Origin of the sequence: Paraburkholderia sp. C35, from assembly GCF_003121405.1 — a bacterium.
Classification (GTDB): domain Bacteria; phylum Pseudomonadota; class Gammaproteobacteria; order Burkholderiales; family Burkholderiaceae; genus Paraburkholderia.
This window is the reverse complement of sequence record NZ_QBUY01000167.1, coordinates 1-13042: the sequence shown is the minus strand read 5'-3', so window position 1 is coordinate 13042 and position 13042 is coordinate 1. Positions and strand designations below refer to the sequence as shown.

Sequence of the window (13042 nt, the reverse complement as noted above, 5' to 3'; positions counted from 1 at the left end):
GGTGTTAGCGGCTTTCTTTTGCCTACTTTTCTTTGCCGCGGCAAAGAAAAGTAGGTGCCGCCCCGCACAGGGGCAACACTAGCAGACCACTAACAAAAAGCGGATGCCACCGCAAAAACGACCACACGAAACGCACCCAGACAAAACACCTTCAGAAGGACGTTGAAAAATGACTGACCTGCGTAGCAAACTCAAAGACCCTTCCCTGCTGCAAAGCAAAGCCTACATCAATGGCGAATGGCAAGACGCCGACAACAAGGAAACCTTCGAAGTCCTGAACCCGGCAACCGGCGAACTGATCGCACAGGTGCCGAGAATGGGCGCCCAGGAAACCCGCCGCGCCATCGAAGCAGCCAACGCCGCCTGGCCCGCCTGGAAGGCGAAAACCGGCAAGCAGCGCGCCGAAATCCTGCGTAAATGGAATGACCTGATGCTCGCCAACGCCGACGATCTGGCGTTGATCCTCACCACGGAACAAGGCAAGCCGCTCGCCGAAGCCAAGGGCGAAATCGGCTATGCCGCATCCTTTCTCGAATGGTTCGGCGAAGAAGCCAAGCGTGTCTACGGCGATACGATCCCGACCGTCGCCAACGACAAGCGCATCGTCGTCACGAAAGAACCCGTCGGCGTTTGTGCCGCCATCACGCCGTGGAATTTCCCCGCTGCGATGATCACCCGCAAGGTCGGTCCGGCTCTCGCCGCTGGCTGCCCGATCGTCGTCAAACCGGCTGAGGCAACGCCGCTGTCGGCACTCGCGCTCGCTGTGCTCGCCGAGCGCGCAGGCGTGCCTGCCGGCATCTTCAGCATCGTCACGGGCGATCCGAAGCCTATTGGCGGCGAAATGACCAGCAATGCGACCGTGCGCAAGCTGTCGTTCACGGGCTCGACGCCGGTAGGACGCCTGCTGATGGCGCAGTGCGCGCCGACCGTCAAGAAGGTCTCGCTCGAACTGGGCGGCAACGCACCGTTCATCGTGTTCGATGACGCCGACCTCGACGCAGCCGTCGAAGGTGCAATCGCTTCGAAGTATCGCAATAGCGGCCAGACCTGCGTGTGCACGAACCGCTTCTATGTGCATGACAGCGTCTACGATGCGTTCGCCGAGAAGCTGGCCGCCGCCGTCACGAAGCTGAAGGTTGGCTTCGGCACGGAACCGGGTGTGCTGCAAGGTCCGCTCATCAACGAAGCCGCCGTGCTCAAGGTCGAATCGCATATCGAAGATGCGCTCGGCAAGGGTGCGCGTGTTGTCACGGGCGGCAAGCGTCATGCGCTCGGCCACGGCTTCTTCGAGCCGACCGTGCTCGCCGATGTCACGCCCGATATGAAAGTCGCACGCGATGAAACCTTCGGCCCGCTCGCGCCGCTGTTCCGCTTCTCGTCGGATGCGGAAGTGATCGAGATGGCGAACAGCACGGAGTTCGGACTTGCGTCATATTTCTATAGCCGCGATATTGGGCGGATCTGGCGTGTCGCGGAAGCGCTCGAATTCGGCATGGTGGGTATTAACACCGGCGCGATTTCGAACGAAGTTGCGCCGTTCGGCGGCGTGAAGCAATCAGGGCTTGGGCGCGAAGGGTCGCACTATGGGATCGACGAGTATGTCGTGATCAAGTATATGTGCATGGGTGGTGTTTGATGCTTGTCCGGTGTGGCGCGTCAGGCGCTGCGCCGGATTTCCAGCGCTACAGGAAAAAGCCCGCAGAATGCGGGCTTTTTTTCGTGTGGATATCGCGAATCATAAAGTCTCGAGCATCTGTATCGTCTCGGGATGCTTTTCAACCAGCTTGATCAGGACGGCAGCCTGCGCGTTCGGCTTTGCACGCCCCTGCTCCCAATTCTGATACGTCCGCTCGTTCACACGCAAACGACGCGCCATGACCGCCTGCGACGCGTTGATGGATTCGCGGACGGCCCGAATCTCGTCGGCAGTCACTTCCAGCTTGTCGCGAATCTCAACCTTGCCCTTATGCAGGGTCGCCTTGCCTTCATGTGCTGACTTGAGTTCGTCTAACCCTTCCGTCAATTCGGCAAACAGATTCCGTTTCATGTTGCGCCCCGTTGCTTATCGATTAGCAAGCTTGAGGACTTCTCTCAGCATTTCGGAGAGAACCCCTCGTTCCTTCGACGACAGGTCTTCGGCTTCGTCCTTGTCGTATAGCGTGAACATCCAGAACTGCGGGCCTTGCACCCATTAGTAGTAAATGACTCTGAGTCCGCCACGCTTCCCCTTGCCACGGCGTGCGTCGCCGAAGCGGAGCTTGCGCAGCCCACCCGTTCCACGGATTACCTCTCCCGACTCCGGGTTCTGCATCAGTGCAATCTGGAGCACACGATATTCTTCGTCAGTCAGATAGTCCGACCGGCACCGCCGAAACGGAGCCAACTCGACGAAGGTCGCCGTCATGAGAAAATTATACGTTACTTGCGTATGGTTTGGCAATCTCAAGAATTCACCTGGTACCGAACAGAACACCGATCATACGAGGGACCGACCGAGGTTCGAGGGCGAACTCGCCGCAAAATGCACTTGCAGAAACTTCCACAGCACAATTCAGATCATGGCGATCTGTTGTACGAAAAAGCTACGCAGGTCAGACCGGTTCCGACATGTCAGGCGTCGGTCACCTACCCTGCAGTTGCCGCATCAAAACCCCGCCGTCTCATTAGCATGATACGAAGACCGCACCAACGGCCCCGCCACGACCTCGCGAAACCCCATCCTCAAACCCTCGTCTCTATAAACAGAAAAAACCTCCGGCGCAACATACCGCTTCACGGCCATATGAAACTTCGAAGGCGCGAGATACTGCCCGATCGTCAGCACATCGACATCGTGTGCGCGAATATCCCGCATCGTTTCCAGCAACTCATCATCGCGTTCGCCAAGCCCGACCATCAATCCCGACTTGGTCACCACCGAAGCATTCGCCTCCTTCACCCGCCGCAGCAACATCAACGACCCGCGATAATCCGCCCCAGCCCGCGCCGCGCGATACAACGAAGGCACGGTTTCGACGTTGTGATTGAACACGTCCGGCCACGCAACCGACAACGCGTCGAGCGCCCGCTCCACTCGCCCACGAAAATCCGGCGTCAATATCTCGACGCGTATTCCAGGCACCCGCTCGCGCAACAACGCGACACAGCGCGCAAAATGCGCCGCGCCGCCATCGCGCAGATCATCGCGATCCACCGACGTAATCACCACATATCGCAAGCCCAAGGCAGCAACAGCGTCGGCAAGCCGCGCCGGCTCTTCATCGTCAAGAGGCAAGGGACGTCCATGCGCAACGTCACAAAACGCACAACGCCGCGTGCAGATACCGCCCATGATCATGAACGTCGCCGTGCGCTGCGCGAAGCATTCGCCGATATTCGGACACATCGCCTCCTCGCATACCGAATGCAGCCGATGCTCGCGCAGTATCGACGCCATGCTGGCGACCGTCTCGCTCATCATCGGTCGCGCGCGCAACCACGAAGGTTTGGGAAGCGCGCCGCCGCCCTCCAGCGGCACGACCTTCACGGGAATGCGCGCGAGCTTGTCACGGCTCCTCAAGCCGTGCTGCCCGAGCGCAGTGACGCTGTCGTGCGTAGACGTGTGCGGCGCGGCTTCCATCGTCAGGCTCCGAAGAAATCGTTGAGCAGGCGGTTCACTTCAGAGGCCGATTCCATCTGCACCATATGCCCTTTGCCCGGCAGCACATGCACGCGAATATCGCCGGGCAAGCCTTGCGCGTGACTCGCGGGAATGATCTGGTCCAGTTCGCCCCAGATCACCAGCGTGCGCGGCGCGAGCTTGTCGACGCGGTCGCGATAGCTTCGCTGCTGCGCGCCATCCTTGAACGCCGACGTCGCGATCTTCTGCAACGTCTCGCCCACGCCTTCGAGCCGCTTGTACTTGACGATGTCCTCGACCAGTTGCCGCGTCACGAGTGAGCCGTCCGCGAACAGCTTCGTCAGATGCGGCTTGAGCGTGTTGCGGCTGTTGCCCGTCACGAATCCGTCGATGTACTCGCGGTTGATCTCGTCGCCAAGCCCAGCGCCCGCGATCAGCGAAAGCGACGCCACACGCTGCGGCGCTTTCGCTGCCACCGTCATCGCAACGAGACTGCCCATCGAATGCCCGACCAGATGAGCACGTTCGATACCGCGATCGTCGAGAAACGCGATCACGCTATCGGCCAGTTCGTCGGCACTGCCCGAATCGACTGCCTTCGTCGATTCGCCATGTCCCGGCAAATCCAGCGCGTACACCGTACGTTGCGCGGCGAGGTCCGCGTGATTGAACAGCCAGTTGTTCAGATCGCCGCCGAAGCCGTGGATCAGCACGGCAGGCGTGCCGCCGTCGCCGATCTTGAGATATCGGACCGTACGCCCGCCGATCTGCGCTTTTTCGGGCTGCGGCCCGGCATCGGCGGAATCGGCGGCGAGCGGCACGAAATCGCGCTGGAAGGCTTCGACAGCGGCATCGATGTCAACGTCCGCGTCTTCCGTGTCCGCGACCACGCCGAGCAGCGCGCCGACGGGCAGCGTGTCGCCCTCCTGCGCGACCTGCCGGCGCAGCGTGCCGTTGAACGCGCACTCGACACCCGACGCAATCTTGTCGCTTTCGACGTCGAGCAATTCATCGCCCTTCGCCACCTTGTCGCCAATCGACTTCAACCAGCCGTTGACCTGCCCCTGTTCCATCGACAGGCCCCACTTGGGCTTCGTGATCATGTGAATCGACATTGCTCAGTTCCTCGCTCAGTACGGTGCACGTGTTGCGTCAGTGTCGCGTCTGTTTGACGGCCGCCGCGATCTTGTCTGCGGAAGGAATGTAGAGCTCCTCCAGCACACCCGAGAACGGCGCAGGCGTATGCGGTGCGGTCACGATCTCGACGGGCGCCTTCAGCGAATGGAACGCCTTCTGCGCGGCGAGCGCGGCGATATCGGTGGCGACCGAGCAGCGCGGATTTGCTTCGTCGACCACGATCAGGCGGCCCGTGCGCTCGATGCTTTCCAGAATCGTTTCTTCGTCGAGCGGCGACGTGGTGCGCAAATCGATCACTTCGGCCTTGATGCCGTCCTTCGCGAGCTTGTCGGCGGCATCCGTTGCGTAGTGCACCATGCGACCATAGGTAACGATGGTCGCGTCATCACCTTCACGCACCACGTTCGCTTCGCCGAAGGGAATCGCATACAACTCTTCGGGCACATCGCCTTCGCGCGTGTACAGCAGCTTGTGCTCGCAGAAAATGACGGGGTCGTTCTCGCGGATCGCCTGGATCATCAAGCCCTTCGCGTCATACGGTGTCGACGGACACACCACTTTCAGCCCCGGCACATGCGTGAACAGCGATGTCAGCATCTGCGAGTGTTGCGCTGCTGCGCGAAGACCTGCGCCCTGCATCGTGCGGATCACAACGGGCGTCACGGCATTGCCACCGAACATGTAGCGGAATTTTGCGGCCTGATTAAAGATCTGATCGAAGCACACGCCCATGAAGTCGATGAACATCAGTTCAGCGACAGGACGCAGACCCGCAGCCGCCGCGCCGACTGCTGCGCCGATAAAGCCGCCTTCGGAGATCGGCGTATCGAGCACGCGGCCCGGATACTTGTGATACAGCCCTTTCGTGACGCCGAGCACACCGCCCCATGCGTCCTGTTCACCGGGCGATCCTGCGCCGCCCGCATTGTCTTCGCCCATCACGATGACGCTTTCGTCGCGCGCCATTTCCTGACTCAGTGCTTCGTTGATTGCCTGAGAGTATGTGATCTTGCGTGCCATGTTGTGTCTCCAGTCAAGTTGTCGCGAGCGTGGGCTTACGGATACGACACATACACATCAGTCAACAAATCCTCTTCCGTCGGCAATGGTGCGGACTTCGCCTTCACCACGGAGTCGTCGATCAGCGCTTTCACATCGGCGTCGATCTTGCGCAGCTCATCCGACGTCAGCATTTCCGCGCGCACGACACGCTCTTCGAACCGCTTCAGACAATCTTTCTCATCACGCAACTTCTGCACTTCACCCGGCGCACGATAGGTCTGCGCATCGCCTTCGAAGTGGCCGAAGTAACGCGACAGCTTCACTTCCACCAGCGTCGGCCCGCCACCGCCCCGCGCACGCTCGATCGCTTCACCTAGCGCTTCATGCACCGCAAAGAAATCGAATCCATCGACGATCACGCCCGGCATTCCGAATCCGCTCGCGCGGTCCGCGATGTTGTCCGATGCCACCGACCAGGTCGACGATGTCGCTTCCGCATAGCCGTTGTTCTCAGCGACGAAAATCGCGGGCAGACGCCACACGCTGGCGAGATTCATCGATTCGAAAATCGTCCCCTGATTCGACGCACCGTCTCCGAAGAAGCACACGCCCACGCCGCCCGTTTTCTTGAGCTTCGCCGCCAGCGCCGCGCCGCACACGAGCGGTCCGCCCGCCCCAACGATGCCGTTCGCGCCCAGCATGCCCTTCGACAGATCGGCGATATGCATCGAGCCGCCCTTACCTTTGCACACGCCCGTCTGCCGCCCGTAGATTTCGGCCATCATCCCGTGCACGTCCACGCCTTTAGCGATGCAGTGGCCGTGGCCCCGGTGCGTGGTGGCGACATAATCCCTGTCGTTCAGATGCAGCATCGTGCCGACGGCCGATGCTTCCTCGCCCGCATACAGATGCACGAAGCCGGGAATCTCGCCGGTCGCAAACTCGACGTGCAAGCGCTCTTCGAACTCGCGGATGGTGCGCATCATCCGGTACGCTTCCAGCAGTTTCTCCTTGCTCAACTGATCTGACATGGTGTGTCTCCTTGATGTGTCGATCGTGACTGCAACGGGTGCGGAGTGGACCCCGCGTGATGCAACGAACTCCCTTCTATTTCGCCTGCGCGTGATCCAGCGTTCGCCGTGAAGCGCCCGCCATCTCGCGCATCAGTTGCCGCGAGGCCGAGAAGCGCAGCGTGCGGCTCACATCGACTGTCAACGGGCCATCCCAGTCGAGTGAAATTTCATAGCGATCGTCGCGCTCGATTTCGATTTCGCGCTCGCCGTCGAACGCGAGCGTGCCGTGAAGCGCATCGATGGACAGCCAGTCGCCGACTTCGAAGCGTTCGCAGGTGCGCATCGTCACCTGATCGATGCGGCCCGGCGCAATCGGCGCGAAGATCGGCACGCCGTCCTGAGGCGCATGGCCGTACTCATCGGGCAACGCGAACGTGAGATGAAGACCATGCGATGCGGTGCGCTCGACAGGCGCCCACGCGCCGCCTATCGACGACAGTCCAATGCCGTCGGGTGCCGCGAAGGTGAGAAACAGCGACTCGATATCCGACGGCTCCGACACGGCGCGTGCGCCGACAAAACGCTGACGGCTCACGCACACATCGACCAGCGCAATTTCCTCGCGTCCACGATTCGGCCCCGCCACGCAGCGCACGACCAACCGCTTGTTGCGGGTCAGCGCGACATCGGGCGGCACCACGCCCGATGCGACGAGAGCGCCCGCCATTCCCGCAATGGTCGCTTCGCGCATATCGGGAAACGCGTTGTTGGTGCCCGTCGATAAGGTCAGCAACGGCACGCCGCCGCAATGCGCGGCCACTGCGCGATGCGTGCCGTCGCCGCCCAGCACGGCGATCAGTTCGACGCCCTCGCGCACCATGTGCGCCGTGCCCGCGTGCGTATCGGCAACGGAATCGGTGATAGGCAGATCGACGAATTCGACTGCGGGCCAGCGCTCGGCCGTGCCAGTCGCCGCATGTGTATCGAGCGCGCGCAGCAGCAGCGACGCGACGCCCGTGCGGTCGCGCAGCGTCAGCACGCGATCGACGCCCAGCGCGCCGAGTCCCGCGATCAGGCGCACGACCATGTTGGCCTTTTCCGCCGTCGGAAACACGGACGCGTGCGTCGTGAGACGACGGATGTCGCGGCCCGATGCGGGATTCGCAATCACGCCGACTGTGATAGGCGATGGCACTGAAGGTGTCTCCGTTGTGTTTGTCGGGCGCGGCCTGCGGGACGCTTGCGTGTCGTATGTCACGCTGTCGCAGGTGCGCTTTGTGTGACCGGCAATACTGCAACAGCTATGCCAATCATTCAGAAGGCCCTCGATATGCGCGAAAAGCCTTATGCACAAAGGGCTTCACGCAAATAACAGTGGGCCTTGGAACGCTGGCGTTGTGTCGCATGACGCAGCGCACATGACGCACATCGCGCCGCGCTTTGTATTCGCAAGGAAGACACGCGCAGCGCATGCGTTGCGCCATCGAACGATGCGCGTCTCACCGCTGTCTCACGCATGTGTGAGACGAACGTCTCAGGCGTCTCGCGTGCTGCATTGCAATGTGATCGCGCGCGCGCGATGTGCTACAAGAAGGTCCGGCATCAGGAGCGAGCAACGCCGACCACCAGCGCGATCCATCCACCGGTATCGACCGTTATCGACGGGAGCCGACCATGCCTTATCGCTCACAGACGCAGCACATCGACCGCGTGCGCGGCGCGATCGAAGGACGCTTGCCTGCGCCCGCCAATTCGTCGCGTCTGGTGTCGTCGTGGCAACGTTCGTATGAGCAATACCAGCTCGATCCCGGTTCGGTGATCGGGCCGCGCGTGCTGACGTCGTCCGAGTTGCGGGAAGTGCAAGGCAAGGAAGAAGCGTTTTTGCGTGCGTCGGGCCAATGCCTGTCGCGCCTGCACGACATGATCCGCGTGGCCGACTACTGCGTGATGCTCACCGATGCGCACGGCGTGACGATCGACTACCGCATCGACCGCGACCGGCGCGGCGATTTCAAGCATGCGGGTCTCTATATCGGCTCTTGCTGGTCGGAGCGCGAGGAAGGCACGTGCGGCATCGCGAACGTGCTGACCGATCTTGCGCCCATCACCGTGCACAAGACCGATCACTTTCGCGCGGCCTTCACCACACTGACCTGCAGCGCATCGCCGATTTTCTCGCTGACGGGTGAACTGATCGGCGTGCTCGATGCGTCCGCCGTGCAGTCGCCCGATAACCGCGACAGTCAGCGCCTCGTGTTTCAACTGGTACGCCAGAGCGCGGCGCTCATCGAAGACGGCTATTTTCTCAATCAGACCGCGCAGCATTGGGTGATCTTCGGTCACCAGAGCCGCAATTTCGTCGAGGCGCAGCCTGAGGTGCTCATTGCATTCGACGAATGCGGCAACATCGCCGCGTCGAACCGCAAGGCGCAGGAATGCATTGCGGGCCTGAGCGGCCCGCGTCACGTCGACGAAATCTTCGATACGTCCGCCGTGCATCTGCACGACGTCGCGCGCACCGATACGATCGTGCCGCTGCGTCTGCGCGCGACGGGTGCCGTGCTCTATGCGCGGATTCGCGCGCCATTGAAGCGCCCTACGCGCATTGCAACCGTCGTATCGTCGATGAATGCGCTCAACGCATCGGCCGACGCGCACGCCGATACCTGTCTCGACGCGATCAGCCGCTTCCTGCACAGCCGCGATTCGCGCATCGCGCGCAACGCGGAAGTGGCGCTGCGCATTGCGGGCAAGCATCTGCCCGTGCTGATTCTCGGTGAAACGGGTGTCGGCAAGGAAGTGTTCGCGCAGGCACTGCATGCGTCGGGCGCGCGGCGCGCCAAGCCGTTCGTCGCCGTGAACTGCGGCGCGATTCCCGATTCGCTGATCGAAAGCGAACTGTTCGGCTACGCGCCTGGCGCGTTCACGGGCGCGCGCAGCCGCGGCGCGCGCGGCAAGATTGCGCAGGCGCATGGCGGCACGCTGTTCCTCGATGAAATCGGCGATATGCCGCTCAATCTGCAGACGCGTCTGCTGCGCGTGCTCGCCGAAGGCGAAGTGCTGCCGCTCGGCGGCGATGCGCCCGTGCGCGTCGATATCGACGTGATCTGCGCGACGCACCGCGACCTTGCGCGCATGGTCGAGGAAGGCACGTTCCGCGAAGACCTGTATTACCGGCTGAGCGGCGCGACGCTGCACATGCCGCCGCTGCGCGAGCGTGCCGATGTGCTCGATGTCGTGCACGCCGTGTTCGATGAGGAAGCGCAAAGTGCCGGCCATGTGCTGACGCTGGACGCGCGTCTTGCCGAGCGTCTTGCGCGATTCTCGTGGCCGGGAAATATCCGGCAACTGCGGAACGTGCTGCGCTATGCATGTGCCGTGTGCGATTCGACGCGCGTCGAATTGCGGCACGTGTCGCCCGATCTGGCCGCGATGCTGGCGCCCGATGAAGCAGCGGCGCGGCCTGCACTCGCGAGCGTCGACGATGAGCGCGCCCGCATCGTCGATGCGCTCACGCGCCATCACTGGCGACCCAACGCGGCGGCGGAAGCGCTTGGCATGTCGCGAGCGACGTTGTATCGGCGGATCGCGAAGCTAGGGATCGTCGGGCCGCATCGCGGTTGATGCCCGCGTACTGCGCGGGCGCTCAGGCGGCGTTGCGCACCGCGATCTGCTCGCCGAGCTTGCGCAGGCGCTCGCGCAAATCCGCTGGATCGAGCACTTCGACGTGACCAGCAAAAGCGAGCAACTGTTCGGCTGCGTAATCGAACTGCTCGACGGGTAAGGTCACTTCCTGCCAGCCGTCCGGCTCCGAAGGCGGCGCGATGTGCGCCTGTTCGACGGCCGCCGCACCCAGCCGATGCAAACGCGTCATGCCTTCCGGCGAGAGCCGCAAGCGCGCCGTGTGCTTCAGCAGGCTGGTTTCGAACGATTCGACTGCGGCCGTCCACTCGTCGCGCAGATCGAAATCCTCGGGACGTTCGAAGGTTTCGTCATGCACGGCAAGCTGCGTGATGCTCGATACGCGATAGGTGCGCAACTGCGTGCGCACGCGCGTGACGAGATACCATTCGCCACCCTTCAGGACCAGTCCGAGCGGATCACGCACACGCACGCCTTCGCCTTCACTGTTGCCGTTCCACGTACGGTATTGCATCGAGATGCGTTTCTGGTCCCACACCGCACCTGCGAGCATCGTCAGCCACGGCGTGGGCGAAGGCCGCTGATACCAGCCGACAGGATCGATATGCAGCCGCGAGCCGATGCGTGATGTGTCGGGCGCGGCATCGGGCAGCGCCGTGACGAGTTTCAGTTGCGCAGCCCTGAGCTGCTCGTCCAGGCCGAGATCGGACACCGCGCCCGCAAGGCCCGCAATCGACAGGGTTTCGGCTTCCGCCCTCGTGATACCCGTCAGCTTCGCGCGATAACCGTCGAGCAGTGCGAAGCCGCCGCCCGGCCCACGATCCGCATAAACGGGCACGCCCGCTGCACTCAACTGATCGATGTCGCGGTACACGGTGCGGATCGACACGTCGAATTCATCGGCGAGTGCCTGCGCGGTGACGCGGCCCTTGACCTGCAGCATCAACAGCATCGAAACCAGACGGCTCGTGGCCATTTTTTGCACCTTAGCTAATTCATGACATGGGTTGTCAGTTATTGACGAGTATAACGTTAGACATCGACGAAGATCTATTGGGAGTGTGCCGTATGTCTTGCTGTATGCACGTGACTTACGTCGTGCGTTTTCAGGTGTTGCCCGACGCACTCGAACGCTTCATGGCATTGCTGAACGGCGTGCTCGACGCCATGCGCGACGAGCCAGATTTTCGTGGGGCGGTGCTGCATCGCGACCCTGATTCGCCGTGTCGCCTGATGCTCTATGAAACCTGGGAAGCGCGTGAAGACGAGGCGGAAGAACAGATTCACCGGCCGTATCGCCGGGCGTATCACGAGGCGCTTGCAGATTTGCTGGTGCGACCGCGTGAAGTGACGGAGTGGCGCACGTTGCGCGCGGACCGGTGCGAGATTCCGGTCCAGTCACTGCCTGGCTTGCGTCATGCCGAAGCGCTGACAGACGTGCGCGCGTGAGCGCGTCGACACTTTTCATTCGTGCGAGGGACATGGCATGACGATGCAACACATCAGGCAAAACTGGTTGACAACGCATCGACGTCACGACAAACTTGATCGCATGCTGACACACATCACCAACGCTTACGTCATTAAAAATCGTATGGAACGCCGTCGCGGCGGGCCTACGGGAGCGTGCGTGCGTTAGCAGTCGCAGCAGTCAGCGAAGAATCCCAGGGCCCCGCCGGAAACGGAAGGGGCCCTTTGTTTTGGGTGCGCCTTCTGTCCTCCGGCTCATTTGACGGAGTGCATGATGGACAAGGCTTGCCAGCAGTTCACCGATGACGAATCACTCTGCTTTTCGCGCGCGGAGGAGCACTTGCCGAGAGTCGTGGTTCACTTTGCAGTGCAGCCGGGTATGACCATGTCGTGGCGTGTCGAGACGGACACGGAGCTTCTGGTGCAAGGAGCGCGTGTGTGGTTGACGCGGGCCGCGTCGCCGTATGATCACTGGCTGCAGATTGGGGAGACGTTTCGCTTGCAGCGTGGCGAGAGGGTTTGGGTGAGTGCGGATGGAGATTCGGTTGCCAGGATTTCGTTGACTACGCATCCTGTTCGGTCTCGGAGATTGATGGTGCGGTTGCTGGAGTGGTGTGCTTCGTTAGGGGTGGATATTTTTGCGCCGCGGGCGAGGTAGGGGTTGGCTTTTTGCTTTTTGCTTTTTGCTTTTTGCTTTTTGCTTTTTGCTTTTTGCTGTTTGGCGCTGCGCTGGCATCCGCGTTGTCACTTACCACTTCACGCGTCGCCCCTGTGCGGGGCGGCACCTACTTTTCTTTGCCGCCGCAAAGAAAAGTAGGCAAAAGAAAGCGGGCTAACACCGCCAGTTCTTGTTATTGCCTGCGGGCCCCCAACCGGTCCTATTCCTCACACGGCATCTCCCTTCGTCATGCTCGTTGCCAGCGCACTTTATGAACGCATCACCCGCTTCACTCACCCGTAGTACTGCTAGCGGCAGCAAACCGTTACTGCAGCCCAGGTGGCAAACGGTGTGTAGGTTGTCGCGCATTCCACGTCGGCGATCCTACAAGACACACCGCCTTTGCTTTTCAGTCCGGAGTGATGCGCATAAGGCGCGACAGCCGACACACCGTTTGCCACCTGGGCGGCCTGGGCCGAACTGGTAAGGCCCGCTGAGACG

11 protein-coding genes are annotated in these 13042 nt (G+C 61.7%); 4 read left to right on the top strand and 7 right to left on the bottom strand.

What is annotated here, in order from left to right:
• Nucleotides 1–169 precede the first annotated feature (169 nt).
• A complete protein-coding gene (locus DK391_RS42220; RefSeq protein WP_109483950.1) occupies nucleotides 170–1636 on the top strand; it encodes an NAD-dependent succinate-semialdehyde dehydrogenase in 1467 nt (488 codons plus the stop codon).
• Nucleotides 1637–1735: 99 nt separating this feature from the next.
• On the opposite strand, the gene DK391_RS42215 is transcribed toward DK391_RS42220, so the two are convergent.
• The 6 genes from DK391_RS42215 to DK391_RS42185 form a co-directional block, all read right to left on the bottom strand.
• The gene (locus DK391_RS42215; protein ID WP_109483949.1) at nucleotides 1736–2047 is read right to left on the bottom strand and encodes a helix-turn-helix domain-containing protein; all 312 of its coding nucleotides are present in this window, start codon (nucleotides 2045–2047) and stop codon (nucleotides 1736–1738) included.
• Nucleotides 2048–2644: 597 nt separating this feature from the next.
• Complete coding sequence (gene lipA, locus DK391_RS42205) at nucleotides 2645–3619, bottom strand: lipoyl synthase (protein ID WP_109483948.1); 975 nt, start codon at nucleotides 3617–3619, stop codon at nucleotides 2645–2647.
• Nucleotides 3620–3621: 2 nt separating this feature from the next.
• On the bottom strand, nucleotides 3622–4734 hold the full coding sequence (locus DK391_RS42200) for an acetoin dehydrogenase dihydrolipoyllysine-residue acetyltransferase subunit (RefSeq protein ID WP_109483947.1): 1113 nt from the start codon (nucleotides 4732–4734) through the stop codon (nucleotides 3622–3624).
• A 37-nt stretch (nucleotides 4735–4771) separates the two neighbouring features.
• Nucleotides 4772–5776, bottom strand: coding sequence for an alpha-ketoacid dehydrogenase subunit beta (locus tag DK391_RS42195; RefSeq protein WP_109483946.1), 1005 nt, complete (start codon nucleotides 5774–5776; stop codon nucleotides 4772–4774).
• Nucleotides 5777–5811: 35 nt separating this feature from the next.
• The gene (locus DK391_RS42190) at nucleotides 5812–6789 is read right to left on the bottom strand and encodes a thiamine pyrophosphate-dependent dehydrogenase E1 component subunit alpha (RefSeq protein WP_109483945.1); all 978 of its coding nucleotides are present in this window, start codon (nucleotides 6787–6789) and stop codon (nucleotides 5812–5814) included.
• 76 nt (nucleotides 6790–6865) lie between these two features.
• Nucleotides 6866–7966, bottom strand: a complete 1101-nt coding sequence (locus tag DK391_RS42185) for an NAD(+)/NADH kinase (protein ID WP_109483944.1) — start codon at nucleotides 7964–7966, stop codon at nucleotides 6866–6868.
• Between the two features lie 479 nt (nucleotides 7967–8445).
• Between DK391_RS42185 and DK391_RS42180 the strand changes: the two genes are divergently transcribed.
• Nucleotides 8446–10395 carry a sigma-54-dependent Fis family transcriptional regulator gene (locus tag DK391_RS42180; RefSeq protein WP_109483943.1) on the top strand — a complete coding sequence of 650 codons (1950 nt, stop codon included), beginning with the start codon at nucleotides 8446–8448 and terminating at the stop codon, nucleotides 10393–10395.
• A 22-nt stretch (nucleotides 10396–10417) separates the two neighbouring features.
• Here the strand turns inward: DK391_RS42180 and DK391_RS42175 are convergent, their stop codons facing one another.
• The gene (locus tag DK391_RS42175; protein WP_109483942.1) at nucleotides 10418–11389 is read right to left on the bottom strand and encodes a YafY family protein; all 972 of its coding nucleotides are present in this window, start codon (nucleotides 11387–11389) and stop codon (nucleotides 10418–10420) included.
• A 92-nt stretch (nucleotides 11390–11481) separates the two neighbouring features.
• Between DK391_RS42175 and DK391_RS42170 the strand changes: the two genes are divergently transcribed.
• Both DK391_RS42170 and DK391_RS42165 read left to right on the top strand, forming a co-directional pair.
• Entirely contained in the window at nucleotides 11482–11862 is a 381-nt protein-coding gene (locus DK391_RS42170; protein ID WP_239483107.1) for a putative quinol monooxygenase, read from the top strand.
• Nucleotides 11863–12154: 292 nt separating this feature from the next.
• Nucleotides 12155–12541 carry a DUF2917 domain-containing protein gene (locus DK391_RS42165; RefSeq protein WP_343225475.1) on the top strand — a complete coding sequence of 129 codons (387 nt, stop codon included), beginning with the start codon at nucleotides 12155–12157 and terminating at the stop codon, nucleotides 12539–12541.
• The last annotated feature ends 501 nt before the right edge of the window (nucleotides 12542–13042 follow it).

Excerpts from the sequence above, each read along its gene's own strand:
- lipA (WP_109483948.1), bottom strand. The coding sequence starts at position 3,619 with ATGGAAGCCGCGCCGCACACGTCTACGCACGACAGCGTCACTGCGCTC.
- DK391_RS42220 (WP_109483950.1), top strand. The coding sequence starts at position 170 with ATGACTGACCTGCGTAGCAAACTCAAAGACCCTTCCCTGCTGCAAAGC.
- DK391_RS42200 (WP_109483947.1), bottom strand. The coding sequence starts at position 4,734 with ATGTCGATTCACATGATCACGAAGCCCAAGTGGGGCCTGTCGATGGAA.
- DK391_RS42170 (WP_239483107.1), top strand. The coding sequence starts at position 11,482 with ATGTCTTGCTGTATGCACGTGACTTACGTCGTGCGTTTTCAGGTGTTG.
- DK391_RS42175 (WP_109483942.1), bottom strand. The coding sequence starts at position 11,389 with ATGGCCACGAGCCGTCTGGTTTCGATGCTGTTGATGCTGCAGGTCAAG.
- DK391_RS42195 (WP_109483946.1), bottom strand. The coding sequence starts at position 5,776 with ATGGCACGCAAGATCACATACTCTCAGGCAATCAACGAAGCACTGAGT.
- DK391_RS42190 (WP_109483945.1), bottom strand. The coding sequence starts at position 6,789 with ATGTCAGATCAGTTGAGCAAGGAGAAACTGCTGGAAGCGTACCGGATG.
- DK391_RS42165 (WP_343225475.1), top strand. The coding sequence starts at position 12,155 with ATGATGGACAAGGCTTGCCAGCAGTTCACCGATGACGAATCACTCTGC.
- DK391_RS42180 (WP_109483943.1), top strand. The coding sequence starts at position 8,446 with ATGCCTTATCGCTCACAGACGCAGCACATCGACCGCGTGCGCGGCGCG.
- DK391_RS42215 (WP_109483949.1), bottom strand. The coding sequence starts at position 2,047 with ATGAAACGGAATCTGTTTGCCGAATTGACGGAAGGGTTAGACGAACTC.